16 protein-coding genes are annotated in these 15409 nt (G+C 56.8%); 15 read left to right on the top strand and 1 reads right to left on the bottom strand.

All coding sequences use genetic code 11. The features are described 5' to 3' along the window. Positions 1–14: 14 nt before the first annotated feature. The 4 genes from fliS (at position 15) to H8K04_11810 (ending at position 4069) form a co-directional block, all read left to right on the top strand. On the top strand, positions 15–404 hold the full coding sequence (gene fliS / locus H8K04_11825) for a flagellar export chaperone FliS (GenBank protein ID UVT14536.1): 390 nt from the start codon (positions 15–17) through the stop codon (positions 402–404). After that, positions 401–730, top strand: coding sequence for a hypothetical protein (locus tag H8K04_11820; protein ID UVT14535.1), 330 nt, complete (start codon positions 401–403; stop codon positions 728–730). Before fliS ends, H8K04_11820 begins: the two co-directional genes overlap by 4 nt. A gap of 19 nt (positions 731–749) precedes the next feature. Then, positions 750–2348, top strand: a complete 1599-nt coding sequence (locus H8K04_11815) for a diguanylate cyclase (GenBank protein UVT14534.1) — start codon at positions 750–752, stop codon at positions 2346–2348. Between the two features lie 458 nt (positions 2349–2806). Continuing rightward, on the top strand, positions 2807–4069 hold the full coding sequence (locus H8K04_11810; GenBank protein ID UVT14533.1) for a hypothetical protein: 1263 nt from the start codon (positions 2807–2809) through the stop codon (positions 4067–4069). A 121-nt stretch (positions 4070–4190) separates the two neighbouring features. Here the strand turns inward: H8K04_11810 and H8K04_11805 are convergent, their stop codons facing one another. Further along, on the bottom strand, positions 4191–5090 hold the full coding sequence (locus H8K04_11805) for a P-loop NTPase (GenBank protein UVT14532.1): 900 nt from the start codon (positions 5088–5090) through the stop codon (positions 4191–4193). A gap of 177 nt (positions 5091–5267) precedes the next feature. Here H8K04_11805 and H8K04_11800 point away from each other — a divergent pair, with 177 nt between their 5' ends. The 11 genes from H8K04_11800 (at position 5268) to H8K04_11750 (ending at position 15408) form a co-directional block, all read left to right on the top strand. After that, the gene (locus H8K04_11800; GenBank protein ID UVT17965.1) at positions 5268–5498 is read left to right on the top strand and encodes a helix-turn-helix domain-containing protein; all 231 of its coding nucleotides are present in this window, start codon (positions 5268–5270) and stop codon (positions 5496–5498) included. 326 nt (positions 5499–5824) lie between these two features. Beyond that, positions 5825–6205, top strand: a complete 381-nt coding sequence (locus tag H8K04_11795; protein ID UVT14531.1) for a chemotaxis response regulator CheY — start codon at positions 5825–5827, stop codon at positions 6203–6205. A gap of 46 nt (positions 6206–6251) precedes the next feature. After that, the gene (locus H8K04_11790; protein UVT14530.1) at positions 6252–6839 is read left to right on the top strand and encodes a protein phosphatase CheZ; all 588 of its coding nucleotides are present in this window, start codon (positions 6252–6254) and stop codon (positions 6837–6839) included. A gap of 12 nt (positions 6840–6851) precedes the next feature. After that, positions 6852–7622, top strand: coding sequence for a flagellar motor protein (locus H8K04_11785; protein ID UVT14529.1), 771 nt, complete (start codon positions 6852–6854; stop codon positions 7620–7622). 95 nt (positions 7623–7717) lie between these two features. Further along, on the top strand, positions 7718–8560 hold the full coding sequence (locus tag H8K04_11780) for an OmpA family protein (GenBank protein ID UVT14528.1): 843 nt from the start codon (positions 7718–7720) through the stop codon (positions 8558–8560). Between the two features lie 94 nt (positions 8561–8654). Beyond that, on the top strand, positions 8655–8957 hold the full coding sequence (locus tag H8K04_11775; GenBank protein UVT14527.1) for an STAS domain-containing protein: 303 nt from the start codon (positions 8655–8657) through the stop codon (positions 8955–8957). Between the two features lie 33 nt (positions 8958–8990). After that, positions 8991–9521 carry a hypothetical protein gene (locus H8K04_11770; protein UVT14526.1) on the top strand — a complete coding sequence of 177 codons (531 nt, stop codon included), beginning with the start codon at positions 8991–8993 and terminating at the stop codon, positions 9519–9521. Between the two features lie 67 nt (positions 9522–9588). Next, a complete protein-coding gene (locus H8K04_11765; protein UVT14525.1) occupies positions 9589–9960 on the top strand; it encodes a response regulator in 372 nt (123 codons plus the stop codon). Between the two features lie 91 nt (positions 9961–10051). Further along, the gene (locus H8K04_11760; protein ID UVT14524.1) at positions 10052–12235 is read left to right on the top strand and encodes a chemotaxis protein CheA; all 2184 of its coding nucleotides are present in this window, start codon (positions 10052–10054) and stop codon (positions 12233–12235) included. Between the two features lie 77 nt (positions 12236–12312). Next, entirely contained in the window at positions 12313–12831 is a 519-nt protein-coding gene (locus tag H8K04_11755; protein ID UVT14523.1) for a chemotaxis protein CheW, read from the top strand. Positions 12832–13005: 174 nt separating this feature from the next. Beyond that, positions 13006–15408, top strand: coding sequence for an MCP four helix bundle domain-containing protein (locus H8K04_11750; protein UVT14522.1), 2403 nt, complete (start codon positions 13006–13008; stop codon positions 15406–15408). Position 15409 lies beyond the last annotated feature (1 nt).

Raw genomic sequence — 15409 nt, 5'->3', positions numbered from 1 at the left:
CAGGGAAGGAACCTATGCTTACTCAAAACGCCAGACAGTATCAGCAGACCCAGGTCATGACTTCGTCGAGAGTCCAAATCGTGGTGCTGCTGTATGACGCGGCCATTCAATCGATCGAGCTGGCTCGGGCCGGGATCGAGTCGAACGACACGAAGGAAAAAGCGCGGTTTCTCGGTCGAGCCATTTCCATCATCGGGGAGCTCAATAGCGTCCTCGATTTCCAGCAAGGCGGGGAGATCGCGCAATCGTTGCATCGGCTTTACGACTACATGCTCAACGAACTAGTCGCGGCCAATGCCCGTAATAAGGCACACCATCTTGATGGTCCGTTGCGGTGCTTGACCACGCTGCGCGAAGGCTGGCGTGAAATCGCAGCGCAGCAGGCGCGCATGGCGGCAGCATGACGAACTCAATAGGCGGCCAATGCCAGGCGGACATTCTTCGATTGACCATGTCTGCGGTGGAAGCGGCCGAGCTTGGACGATGGGATGTCGTGGCTCAATGCTATCGTGAGCGTGGGGATCTCTTGGAGGCAATGCAGAGCTCGATGAGGGATGCCGGGGATCTTCTGAAACTCGATGAACAAGTCCGGAATCGCGTGCATATCGCCCAGGCGGCGCTGGGATCCCTGTTGAACGAGGTCGTGGCGACAAGGCAGCGATTGCACGGACTCCGTCATCGACTCGGTGTGGCTGCTTCGACGCCCAACACAGTCTCGGTTGAAGCGTAGCCGGAATCAGGAACGGGCAATGGCCATCGATGTGAGAATGATTCACAACCTTGCCCGGTTGTCCCGCCTTCGAGCTTCGGAGGGCGGTGGTTCTGTCCCTGAGATACAATCGACCCCCTCCACAACGGTTCTGCTGGTTGCCTCTCCAACCGTCCGCCGAGCTCAGGTCTGGAAGAAACTTGGGTCGGGCATGACGGTCCACTCGTATGGACATCAGGACTTTTCCCTCGACCGCAGCGGTTCAAATGAATCTCCATTGGTGATCTATCAAATCGGGGCCCGCTTTGCCGATGCCCGAAAGGCTATTGCCCGCATGGTTCAGTCGCAACACGATCCCTGTATCATTCTGCTCGGGGGAACGATCGGTTCGGATCGAGTCGCCAGGCTGTTGCGAGATGGCGCATTCGACTATCTGACCTGGCCTTGTTCTGCGGCTAGGGTGATGGAATCGATTGCAGGTGGCGCCGAGTACCAGCGTATCGTACACGAAGCGAGGCGCCTATCCGTAGAAGTCTCTCCAGTCACACAGGCGCCGACACGCGATCCTGACGGACTGCCGTCGAATAGCCGGCAGCTGTCGGCGTTGTACCAGCTCTCCGAAGAACTCTCGAGATCGCCTGATGAGGATGGGATCTGCAAGGCGTTAGTTCGCGGATTACGAACCTTGATCCAGACAGATATGATCGGGATCGCCAGATCAAACCGCAAGCAAGTATGGATCTGGTCTGAGACCCAGCATCGAGAACACGAAGCCCGTGTTCGTCGCTATCTGCTTCGCCGGCTCGGTCGCCTGCCTGCCGAAGGTACTCGACCGTCGACTCCGCAGCCACTCGCGCACGCGCGACATCTTCGTCTCGTACCACGTTCAGGGTCTCAGCGACCGCAGCCGATCGAAGTGCCGGCGAATAGCCATGAACGTACTCTGGCGATGGGGCAGGAATCGGGCTTTCTTTTCGTTCAGAAGACCGGCGTAGAGCCTCTCTTACAGGGGGAGCGACAATTGCTCGATGCGGCCGGCACTGCTCTCGCGCTTGCATTACAGAACCTCGATGCGACTCGCCGAACGCAGGATATCGCCATGCGTGACCCGTTGACCGAAATACTGAATAGGCAAGCATTCGAGATGGCATTGACACGGGAATTGAAGGTTGGGCTTCGCTATGGGGTTCCGGCCTGTCTTTTGTTATTGGATTTGGATTATTTCAAGACCGTAAATGAGCGTCTTGGGCATGCGGCCGGAGATCATGTGCTTAGGACGGCGGCCGAGCTGATACGAAGCACCGTGCGTGACATTGATGTGGTCGGTCGATACGAAGGCAACACCTTCGCAGTTATCCTTCCGCATACTGATCGGGGGCAGACTCGTGTCCTTGCGGAACGGTTGCGGGAGCGCATCGAGCAACACCCGTTTGCAGTCGAGGCGGGACAGGTCCGCACCACTGCCAGTATAGGCTTGGCCGCCATTCCCGATATCGGCGTTGCCTCATTTGCGGACTGGATGAGAGCCGGTGATTCCGCGGTGAATCACGCAAAAGCTCAGGGTCGGAACTGCGTTGTTCTCCACACGCCGCAACCGCCGGCTTTGGCATGCGTGGCCGCGCTGAGCCTTGCGGCATAACGTTGAAAGCAGGTTGACCATGGCACCACCGACTATGCCCTCATCGCCCCGGCCCAAGCATGCCGTGGACGAACGGCGCGAATGGATCAGGATCGAGGATCGGGTGCTCATGGAATACAGCCTGGTGAATGAGCCGGCGATTGCAACCGGTGTCGACGTGGGGGGCGCCACTCCGGAGATGATCACGGCGGCAGTGATGAAACCGACAGCGGATCTTTTGGCTCGATCCGGCGAATCGTTGATGGACTCACCGGTGTTGCCTTGGATGATGAAAGTCGACTATCTCCTCGGAGTCATCCTCAACTCTCTCGCGACGATCGCGCCGTCCAGTGTCGCGATGGCGAGGCTGACGGATGTCAATCTGAGCGGAGGAGGGGTGGGCTTCGTGTCCTCTCGTGAATTCGCCGCCGGAGACCGATTATCGGTCAAGATGATCCTGCCTCCTTTTACTCCCGTGCATGCCGTCGCGCACGTTATCCGATCGACGCCGAATCCTCAGGGACAGGGCTGGGATTTGGCCACAGAGTTCGTTGAGATCAGCATGGACGATCAGGAGCACCTCATCCGCCACATCCTCCACACACAGGCGGAACGCTTGCGCGCACGTCGTGCACATCCCGGCTAAGGCGAAAAGCGTTCATGGAAACTGCGGGCCTCACGGAGGGATCCAGGCGGCACCGCACGAACGGAGACAAACCCAGGGAACCTTCATGAACCAACTCAATATCAAAGAGATCATCGGCAACATTGAAAAACGGATCGACGATCATCGGCTTGTGAACGCGAGAATCACCAGCGAGATCACCATTCTTTCACTGAACGCGACCATAGAAGCGGCGAGAGCCGGAGACGCCGGCAGAGGGTTTGCCGTGGTTGCGACGGAGGTGAAAAACCTGGCCACACAAGCCGCCGACGCGTCCAAAGCATTGAGCTCTATACGAGAGGAAACCGGAGAATTGAATCGGCGGTTCATGGACAAAGAACACGATCGCCTTTCAGAGATGGCGCAGACACTGGTGCAGTTGATCGTACGCAATCTGTACGAACGCACCGCCGACGTTCGTTGGTGGGCGATGGATGAAGCGCTGGTTAACGGTCTCGAATCCGCGGATGGAGCTGCTCTCCATCATGCAGCCGAACGACTCGGCCTCATTAATCGATATTATTCGGTTTATCTCAACCTGGTCTTGGTCGGAATCGACGGAAAGATCATGGCCTGCTCGCACCCGGAGAAGTTTCCCAAGGTCACCAGGGCCGATGCCACAAGATGTACCTGGTTTCAGAAAGCCATGGCAACGACGAACGGCGACCAGTACGTGGTCGATGACATCGGTCATGACTCGCTCCATGGCGACAAACTGGTCGCGGTGTATGCCGCCGCCGTTCGGAAGGAAGGGAAACCGAACGGAAAGATCATCGGTGTTCTAGGGGTGGTGTTTGATTGGGAAGAGCAAGCCAGAATTATCGTTCAAAAAGAGCCGGCAATATCCGAAGCTGCCTGGAAACGCACGCGTGTGATTCTTCTGGACAACAAGCTGCGGGTGATCGCGGCATCCGATGGCCAAGGAATACTGTTGTCCTTCGCGCTCCAACATCAAGGCCGTGACCGAGGCCACTACGTCAATGATAAACACGACGTGGTCGCGTATGCCAAAACGCTCGGCTATCAGGAATACGACGGCCTCGGATGGTATGCCGTGATCGTGCAAGGGCTTCGATGATGAGAGGGAGCCAACGCCGTGCAAGTGGCCGGTGTACACGCGCCGGAAAAGCGGCTTTGTGAAGCTCACGAATGACGATCGACAAGAAAGAGCACCGAGAACGTTCAGCCGTTCAACCGAATCAAGCTGCTTGCGGCAAGGAGCTGCGCAGCAACTGTGCCAGCGCTTCGGCGGTTTTCGCGAGTGCGACGGCAGCCGGAGATGATGGAGCGTGTTGAACCACCGGGATGTATGCCCGCACCGCTTGCTCCATTGCAGGGTCCTCGGGAATCTCACCTAATAATGTCAAATCACCCCCCACATAGTCTTTGAGCAGCTTCTTGAGCTGCGGCACATTGACGCGAGCACGCCCGGTAACACGATTGAGGATGAGAGCCGGTTGAAACACGCTCAGGGTAGCTTCCGCGATCGACCGGCCGGATTCGTCGGTCTTGCCCGCGACGTCCAAGACTTCCTCCACGCTGCTGTAATCCCGGTTTGCCAGTCCCTCTGCCATCACATTGCGCGTTAAGAACATCGATAAGACTCGACGGATCGCGGCCAGCTTGATGAAGCGATAGAGGTCCAGAACGGAGGTGGGGTCCGGCGTAGCCACGGCGAGGTGATGGTCGGCCATCAGAAAAAAATCAAGCGCATGGTAGCTTGTTCCCGCTCCAATATCGACGACGATCACGTCGGCATGGATATCTTGGAAGTTTCGAATAAGGCGCCGTTTTTGTGAATAGGGCATATTGGCGGTCGCGAGGGTGTCGCCTGTCCCTGGAATAATGCGCAACGAGGGGTGAATGGGAAGCTGTTGAGCCAGGGCATCCAGCTGTTCAACCCGCCGATTGAGAAAGTCAGTCAGGGTAAGCGCTGGGTTGGGGAGGCCCAGCAGCACATGGGCGTCAGCGCCTCCGATATCGAGGTCGGCAAGGACCACCTGCCTGCCTTTTTGCGCCAAGACCAGAGCCAGGTTGGCCGCAATCACACTTTTTCCAACCCCGCCTTTGCCGGATGCGACGGAGATGATGCGTGCCATTGAGTTCAGTTCCTATTCGTTCGGCGTGAATACCACACCTTCTTCGGTAAGCGGCCGAAAATCCTGAATAGACGCGGCCCATCCTGGTACGGCCGGAGGAAGGTGACGGCATGGTGGAAAGCCGATTATGGCAGGGCGCTCAAGTTTCCGAACCGCTACGCCGATACCACAGTCGGCATGAATAATGACGTATCAGCAGCAACGACGAGCCAGCTGGAAGAAAGTCCCGTCCGGGACGGCGAAATCCTAACCGTCATGGAAGTGGCGCGGTTTCTCCGGGTGCCGAAATCAACCGTCTACAAGCTCGCGCGAGTCGGTGAACTCCCGGCTTCCAAGATCGGTAAGCATTGGCGATTCCTGCGCCGTGACATTCATGAGTGGATGCACAGTCGGTCCAGGCAAGGCTAGTGGCTCTATGGGGTGCTGTCAGGTCCATCGGCAGAACGACCATTCCTTCGCTCTCACGTTCCAGAGGGTACTCAGGACATGAGCGGTGGGTATGATCCTGCCGGCACTGTCATTCCTGGAACGCACATTTCTCCACACAAGTCGATTACCTCCTGCCGGCCTAGTGAAATCGATGACCCGCCGAGCTTTCCGGGGGTCAGGTCGTTCGGCGAATGTGCCGATATGTGGAGAGGCGTCGCGAGGTCGCTGGAACCCCGAATCATCGCATTATCGCCGGACCATCGCCCACTGCCGCTGTGACTGCCGTATGAGACAAAGGAGGCGTTATGCCAGCCGATCCGAACATGAAGATCCTCGTCGTCGATGACATGGTGACGATGAGGAGAATCGTGAAGAACATTTTGAAGCAGCTTGGTTTTGCCAATTTAGAAGAGGCGGAGAACGGACAGGAAGCTCTGCAGAAGCTGCGGGCGGACACGTACGGATTCGTCGTCTCGGATTGGAACATGCCGGTCATGACGGGCATCGACATGCTTCGGGCGATCCGTGCGGACGAGAAGCTCAAGGCCACGCCTGTGTTGATGGTGACGGCCGAGGCTCAGCAAAGCAACTTGGTTGAAGCCGTGCAGGCGGGGGTGAGTAATTACATCGTCAAGCCCTTTACGGCTGAGACACTGCAGGAAAAGATCGCGAAGATCTTCAAATAGATTCGGGCGACCAAAGGGCATCCGAGCCGTCAGGGATGGAGGTCGTGTGGAGAACCAGGGACACAAGTTGTATGGAGAACTCGGTGAATTGGCTCGCTTTGTCGAGAAGGCGATGACGACGATTTCACACGCCGGTCCTCAGATCGTGGCCAGCAGTGCACAACTGCCGGCAGCCTCATCGCATCTCAGCGAGCTCAACCGGATGACGGAGACCGGAACCCTCGAAGTCATGCGTCTGACCGAGATGATCCAAGACAATCGCGACCGAGTGGCGAAAGATCTCTGTTCCGTCGTCGACACGTTGCAGGCGATCGATTGCGTGAAGCTCGCAGAACGTCTGGAGAAGGTGAGCACCGTGATGGCGCAGGACGCCAAGCATTTGACGGAAATCATGACCGCTCTCTCCTTTCAAGATCTGGTCGCTCAACGAGTCAAGAAGCTCGTGACCATCCTTGATGAAGTGCAGAACAAGCTGATGGAACTGGTCGTGGTCTTTGGTCTCCAACAAAACGGGGAACAAGTAACTTCCGCCGGAACGGCCGGCCACTTGCTCAAACAACTCGAAGACTCCAAATCGACGGCCATGAAGCAAAAAGTCGCCGACGATATCCTGGCTCAATTCGGGTTCAAATGAGGCGCTCACGCAATGGATATTGCGACAATTCTTGGGGTGGTGATTGCAATCGGCTCCATCGTCGGAGGGCAAGCGCTCGAAGGCGGCCATCTGGGTTCGATCATGCAGTTGACCGCCTTTATCATTGTGATCGGCGGCACGGTCGGCGCCATTTGCGTGCAGAGTCCCTTGCCGGTCATCGTCAAGGCAGCCGGTAGTCTGTCTCTCGCCTTCGCCGGTCCCCGCGTCGACAACAAGGGGAACATCAAACTCATCATTGACCTCGCGAATGTCTCACGAAAACAAGGTCTGCTCGCGCTCGAGGGAAAACTGAAAGACATCCATGATGCGTTCATGAAAAAGGGGATTCAACTCATTGTCGATGGAACCGACCCGAAAGCCGTGCATGAGATTCTCGAGATCGAGGTGGAACAGCATGAGGAGCAGGGCATCCTGGCGGCCAAAGTGTGGGAAGCCGCGGGAGGATATTCGCCGACCGTCGGGATTCTCGGCGCCGTCCTCGGACTGATTCACGTGATGGAAAACTTGGCCGACCCCTCAAAGCTCGGCAGTGGTATCGCGGTGGCGTTCGTCGCCACGGTCTATGGCGTGGGAGCCGCCAACCTCTTCTTCTTACCCATTGCGAACAAGATCAAGCTGAAGCTGAAAGAGGAGGCAGGCTCCCGCAATTTGGTCATCATGGGACTTGTCGGACTTGCCCAAGGGGAGAACCCTCGACTGCTGCAGGAAAAGCTGGAAGGTTTTCTGCCGCACAATGAACGGACAAAGGAAACGAGGAAATGAGGTCTTTCGTGAAGCGTAGTTCATATCTTGTCGACGTCATGGGCGGAAACGATGACGACACGGTACGAGCCACGCTCCACGCGGTACGGTCATAAATGGCGAAGCATAAACACGAGGAGCATGAAAACCACGAACGTTGGCTGGTGTCGTATGCCGACTTCATCACCTTGCTGTTTGCGTTCTTCGTCGTCATGTACTCGATCTCTTCCATCAATGAAGGAAAGTACCGGACCGTCAGCGAATCGATCAAGGCTGCGCTGAATCCGATGGCCAATCGGTCTGGTGCGAACCGGGTATTCGGCGTCGGTGAGGCAAGGCTGGTGCAGCAGGGGCGGAATCCAGCGGAGGCCAAGGAAGTCACGATTCGACATATCCGCCAAGTGTTCCAAGGTATCAAGGATAAGCAACTGAAAGACTTGGCGGCGTTCGTCACTGTCGTCCAGACCGTCAATGGCGATATCGTCATTACGATCCCAGACAAACTACTTTTTAACAGTGGGGAAGCGACGATACGAGCAGAAGCTCTTCCATTCCTTGAAGGATTGAGCGGGGCTATTCTGGAATTGAACCGGCATGCTCGCGTTGAAGGACATACGGATAATGTGCCGATTCAGACGGCGCAATTTCCTTCCAATTGGGAACTGTCATCCACCCGGGCTGTGATGGTCGTCAGAGTTCTATCCGAGCTCTACGGAGTCCAATCGGATCATCTCGCTGCGGTGGGGCATGCCGACACCAGGCCTGTGACGGCCAATCTGGATCCTGAGCAAAGGGCCAAGAATCGTCGAGTAGAAGTCGTCATTCTTGAGCAGGCGCCTCCTGCTCCTCTTCTCCAGACAGGAAATGAGACGGATCAATCCGGGCAATCGGCGGATGATGGGTCGCTGAGCTCCTTGCAGCCGCCTCCGGAGTTGTCCGGCAACGGCCGGACACCATAGTGGATCTCGGGGTTTTTACGGCAGGTAGACTCTCAAGTCTTGATCAGAAGCAGCCGACAGTATGTCTTAGTGACTACAGGGGAGAGAGCTCACGATGACGGCGGAATCAATTGGATCTAAGGCACACCGGGTGGCAGAGCCGAACGGCAGACACCTGGTTCCAGGCGGCGATCTCACCATTTTCGAGGCGGCGGAGTTCAAAGAGGAGTTGCTCAAACTATTTCAGAACGATGGCCTGGTTTCACTCGATCTTGGAAAAGTCTCACGGGCAGATACCGCGATCATCCAGCTGCTCTGGGCCGCGCGGAAACGGGGCCGGATGTTTGTCACGGGGCTTTCCCAAGATCTGCAAGGAAGATTGACGCAACTCGGATTTTCCGAACCGCTCAGCGAATAGTTCGACACCGGGTTTACGATTGGACGGAAGACGATGACCGACAAGGTGGAGTGTTCAGACGCCGCCGGCGTCGACATGGGCGACGCCGCCAAGCTTCACGAGCATCGACAGGCCTGGGAGGCATTTGCGGCCTGCGCGGTGCGCTTGATACCGGTGTTGAAAGCTCAGATGACGGCCGTCACCGACGAAACCGAGCGGGCTACGATGGACTTAGTGTTGAATCTTCATTTGCTGACATCTCCAGAAGCGGAGACTTCGCCGCACGAGAGGTCGGCCTGTGTGTCAAAAATCGTGATGGCGATGCAGTTTCAAGATATCACGCGACAAAAACTGGAACATGTCGGGCAAGCGTTGGATCAATGGAGCCGGCATCTTCAGGCGTTGATGCGAGGACCGGATGACGAGAGTGCGAAACAGGAGATCGCTGAGCTGGAGCAGCTTGAGCAACACTACACGATGGAAGAAGAACGCCGTCTTCACACGGCAGCATTGACGCCCGACTATCAAGAGCCGGTGCCGGTCGACATGCCGGTGAAGGAGCCCGATTCCGTCACGCTGTTTTAAACGAGTCGCCCGTGAAGCCAGCAGGAAGGCCTCACAAGAGACAGGCACATGACGGTGGAGGATCAGTATGAGCAAGACCGCACTCGTTGTCGATGATTCACCCACCATGCGTCAAATGGTGGCGTTCACGCTTACGAACGCCGGGTTCACGGTCGTCGAGGCCGAACACGGGAAGGATGCCGTCAACAAGGTCGCAGCCGGTCCGAAGATGGACATCGTCGTCACCGACCTCAATATGCCGGAGATGGACGGCATTACGCTCATCAAGGAGCTGCGCAAGTTGGCGGCCTTCAAGTTCACCCCCATTCTTATGTTGACCACCGAGTCTGCGGTGGAGAAGAAGCAAGCGGGGAAAGAAGCCGGTGCCACTGGATGGATCGTGAAACCGTTCAATCCGGAACTGTTGCTGAAAACCATCGCCAAGGTGCTGCCGGCATGATGGGTCGCATGTATCTCGTGACGCGAGAAGCCTCCGAATCGGAACGATCAAGCGCTTCACGAACGACACGTCACGAACGACGGGGTTCAAGATGAGCAGCGATTTCGCGCAATTTCAGGATGCGTTCTTCGAAGAAGCCGCCGAACATCTCGCGGTGGTCGAAGAGGGATTGCTGCAGCTGGAACGGCATCCTGAAGATTTAGACCTGCTGAACAAGATCTTTCGCTCGGCGCACTCCATTAAGGGCACGAGCGGCATGTTCGGCTTCAACGCCGTCGCACAGTTTACCCATAAGATGGAGACGCTGCTGGATCTGCTCAGGAACGGGCAGAAGGCCGTGTCACCGGCGATCGCCGATCTGTTGCTGCGATCCATAGACTGTCTCAAGACATTGATCGATGCCGTCAAAACCGGTGTGTCGGTGGACAACGAGGCGGCCCAACGGCTCACGAGGGAATTGACCGGCGCCAGTGTGTTAAAAACATCGCCGGCCGGTCCGGCAGGAGAATCGGAGAAGCCGTCGGCTTCGCCATCGGCTGACGGATCGCATTTATTTGCCATTGACTGGACCCCGCCCGAATGGTTGTTTCAGCGCGGCCTCGACCCGCTGCAAGTCTTCAAAGAACTCCAGGATCTCGGCACATTATCGCAAGTAGAGGTGGATGCCTCCAGGTTACCGGATTTGGATGAGGTGGACCCGGAGAAGTGCTACTTGTCGTGGAAGATGCAGCTCGCGACCGCCAAGGACCGAAAGGTTGTTGAAGGGGTATTCGAGTTTGTCCGGGAAGACAGCAAGCTGACGATTGAAGAGCATGGATCGTCATCCGGGAAACGCCTCTCGTCCTCGGATTCGAACGCTTCACGGGGTACGAACGACGAGCAACGCGTCGAAGACGGAGAGCCGAAGCCCCTTGGAGAGATTCTGGTCGAGAGCGGCGTGGTGTCCCGCGAAACGTTGGACAGCGCACTGGCACAGCAAAAGCGGGTCGGCCAGATCCTCATCGAACAGCACGCCGCCACACCGCAGCAGGTCGAGCAGGCGCTGCAAAAGCAGCGGCAGCAGGAATCCACGGCTCAAGCCAAGAAAACCGACACGACGTCCATTCGTGTGGATACAGCCAAGATCGACAAGCTCATCAATCTGGTTGGTGAACTCGTGATCACTCAGTCGATGTTGAGCGACCTGGGAGCACGGTTCGAGATGCGGCAGCTGCCCGTGCTGCTTGAACGGATGGTGGAACTGGAGAGGAATACCCGCGAGATTCAAGAGCGTGTCATGGGAATCCGCATGCTTCCGATCGGAACGGCATTCAGCCGCTTCCCTCGGCTGGTGCGCGATCTATCGGCGAAGATGGGGAAGAAAATTCAGCTGGTCCTTTCGGGCGAAGAAACCGAATTGGACAAAACCGTCATCGAATCGATCGGCGATCCTCTGACGCACCTCGTCAGGAACTCAGCCGACCATGGCGTGGAGCTGCCGGAGGAACGCCTCGACAGCAACAAGCAAGAAACCGGCACGATCAAGCTGAATGCATTTCATGAGGGCGGAAATATCTGCATCACGGTAGAAGACGACGGGCGTGGCCTGAGTCGCGAGAAGATCGTAGCGAAGGCGATCAAGCAAGGGCTGATCGGGGAGAACGACAAGCTGACAGACGATCAGATCTGGCTGCTCATTTTCAAACCCGGGTTCTCGACTGCGGAGAAAGTGACGGACGTATCCGGGCGAGGGGTTGGAATGGATGTCGTCAAGCGGAACATCGACGCCCTGGGAGGCACGATCAGCATCAAGACCATGGCGGGGAAGGGAACGACCTTCACTCTGAAGCTGCCCCTTACCCTGGCGATCATCGAAGGCATGACCGTCCGGATCGGGCGGGAAACATATATCGTACCGCTGCTCTCGATTCTGGAGTCCATTCAGCCGAAGCGAGAAGCGGTGAAAACCGTCGTCGGCAAAGGGGAGCTGATCAATGTCCGCGGCACCTTCCTGTCGATGGTGCGTCTGTACGAGGTATTCAATCTACAACCGGAGTATACGGATCCGGCGAAGAGCATTCTGCTCATCCTGGAGACGGAGGGTGAGCGAGTGGCAGTGATGGTGGATGAAATTATCGGCCAGCAGCAGGTCGTCATCAAGAGCATGGAGCAAAACTTCCACAAGGTCGAAGGGATCGCCGGCGCCACCATTCTCGGAGACGGCACGGTGGGCTTTATTCTGGATGTGCGGGGCATGCTGGAAATCGCCCGTAGGGGCGAAGCGGTGGCCGTGTGAGGACATCGCGAATAGTGAGAAATATCAACGAGCATCTTGAATAGCCCAACACGAAGATTCGTCGTAAAGGAGGGCCGATGGCAGCATCGACGACAGAAAGCGCGACCAAAGAGCTCAATCAGCGGATCGGTCTGACCACGGACGGCAGTCAGTTTTTGACGTTCAATTTGGGGGACGAATTCTACGGCGTCGATATCCTGCGCGTACAGGAGATCAAGGGGTATACCGCTGTCACGAAGATCCCCAACACTCCGCCCCATATCAAGGGCGTCCTCAATCTGCGCGGGACCATCGTTCCCATCGTCGAACTTCGCACCAAATTCAGCTTGCCGACGATCGAGTACACACCCTTCACGGTTATTATCGTCGTCGTGGTGCGTGACAAGGTGATGGGTCTCGTCGTCGATTCAGTTTCCGACGTCCTCAACATCGACGCGAAAGAGATTCAATCTCCCCCAAAGTTTGGGGCCAACGTCGATGTGACCTTTATCAGCGGCATCGGGAAGTCCGGCGACAAACTTGTGGCCTTGCTGGACATCGACCGGTTGCTGATGGACGGAGAGTTGCCGGAGAACGGCGGCTTGGCTGCAGCGTAGGTATCGACGGCCGGACAGCATCACAAGGCGAAAGGATGTTGAGGGCTTGCCCGCTGTGAATGAGGGGATGGAGCCAGAAGAGGTGGATGTGCGGTGTGGAAGAAACACGTGGAATGGATCGCGATTAGCCCGGTGCTGCTCTCATACGAGTGGACGCCATAAAGGAGGAGTATCGTGAATACCCTGCGGAATCTTAAGACCAGATCCAAGCTGCTGATCAGCTTCGGGCTCGTGGGGCTGCTTTTGTTGACGGTCGGAGTACTTTCGATCAACGGCATCGACAAGCTGAATCAGCGAATGGAAGTCATCTACAAGGTGAACCTCAGGCCGCTGAAACTCTTGGGTGACCTGCGTGGACAATCCGAGCGAATGAACGCGTTGGTCGCCTGGCATATTTTGGCATACGACAGCGCGACAGTCACAAAGTGGACACAGGAAATCGAGAAGGTGGACGCCGATGTCGACCGATACCTCGCCGAGTATGCGCCCATCATTGTGGCCCAGTCGGAACAGGAGTTCTATGACAAGTATAAAGCCGGTTGGGCTGAGTATAAAGAAGCCCGCGGCAAAGTCCTGCGTTTGAGCGCCAACTTCAGCAAAGATGCGGCGGCGGAGCTTCAGCGTACCGAATTAGCCGAAAAACTCGTCGGTCTATTAGGAGCGATCGACGGACTGACTCATGAGAACGAAATACAAGCCAAGGATACATACGATGCGAGCTTAGATCTGGCGTCCACCGTACATACCGTCAGCATCATTATTGTGTCTGTCGGTTTGCTTTTAGGACTGTTCTTAGCTTGGCTCATCTCGCGTTCGGTGGCCGGCGGACTGAGCGATATTTTGAAGGCGGCGCAAGCGCTGGGGGCGGGCAACCTGACGGCGCGATCCAGCATCACGACCAAGGACGATATCGGCGGCCTCGCCGAGGCATTCAACCGGATGGGTGAGCAGATCGAATCGAACGTGAAGGAGTCGCTCGAGTCCAAATACAAGATGGCGGCATTGGATAGAGCAGAAGCCGTGATTGAATTCAATACGGACGGCACCATTATCACAGCCAACCAGAACTTCCTCAGCTGTATGGGCTACACGCTCGATGAAATCAAAGGTCATCATCATCGGATGTTCGCCGAGCCCGCGTATGCGGCGTCGACCGAATATCAGGCTTTTTGGGCCAAACTTAACCGTGGGGAGTTCGATGCCGGTGTCTATCGCCGAGTCGGGAAGGGAAGCAAGGAAATTTGGATTCAGGCCTCGTACAACCCAATTCTGGACGGCGATGGGAAAGTGTACAAGGTCGTCCAGTTTGCCACTGACATCACCGGTCAAAAGCAGGCGCAGAACGAGGTGGAAAAACTGATCGGCGCCGCCGCCACGGGGAATCTTTCGGATCGGATCAATACCGGACGGTTCCAAGGGTCGGCGAAGGATCTCGTGTCCAGCTTTAACCAGCTGCTCGATGCCGTCTCCACGCCGCTGCACGAAGCGCAGATCGTCTTGACGGCGCTCGCCTCCGGCGACCTGACCAAGCAAATGACCGGCGCATATCAAGGCGAGTTCGACCAGATGAAGGTCAGCCTCAATACGGCGATCACTCAATTGACTCAAACGGTGTCGCTCGTGCGCGATGCGGTGGAAGCCGTCACGGCCGGAGCGGAGGAAATCAGCAAGGGCAGTGATGACCTCGCACAACGGACCAGCGAGCAGGCCGGGGCCTTGGAGGAAACTTCCGCGTCAATGGAAGAAATGACGTCCACCGTCAAACAGAACGCCGACAACTCCAAGCAAGCGAATCAGTTGGCCATCGCTGCGCGAGATATCGCCAACAAGGGAGGAGCGGTCACCACCAGGGCGGTCGACGCGATGGGAGAGATCAACAAGAGCAGCAAGAAAATCGCCGACATCATCACCGTTATCGATGAAATTGCCTTCCAGACGAATCTATTGGCATTGAATGCCGCCGTGGAAGCGGCTCGGGCCGGGGAACATGGGCGAGGGTTCGCAGTGGTGGCAGCCGAGGTGCGGAATTTAGCCCAGCGTTCCGCGACCGCTGCCAAAGAGATCAAGGGCTTGATCAATGAGTCCATCCAACGCGTCACGGACGGCACCGAGTTGGTCAATCAGTCCGGGAAGACGCTTGAGGAGATCGTCGGATCCGTCAAGCGCGTCACCGACATCATCGCCGAGATCAGTGCGGCGTCGCAGGAGCAAGCCAGCGGTATCGATCAGGTGAACAAGGCGATTATGCAGATGGACGAGGGCACGCAGCAGAATGCCGCCCTGGTCGAGGAAACCGCGTCTGCCAGCCAGTCGATGAAGGAACAAGCCAAAGAGTTGATGCGGCAAGTGGAGGTATTCAAGGTCCAGCAGTCTGAAAACAGGCGCGCAGCAGAGGCGGCGACGAGTGCGGTGGCCGGTAAACAACCGGTCAAGCCGGCGATGAGCGCGTACAATCTCAAAACGACGAAGAGGCCGGCGACCTCCGCTCGATCAGCCGAAGAGCACCAGCCGGTCGCTCTGACAACGGGCAGCGGCAAGGACCGTCGCGACAAGGCGGACGAGTTTGAGGAATTTTGAA

Source organism: Nitrospira sp., from assembly GCA_024760525.1.
Taxonomy (GTDB): domain Bacteria; phylum Nitrospirota; class Nitrospiria; order Nitrospirales; family Nitrospiraceae; genus Nitrospira_D.
This window is presented reverse-complemented; position numbering and strand designations above follow the sequence as displayed.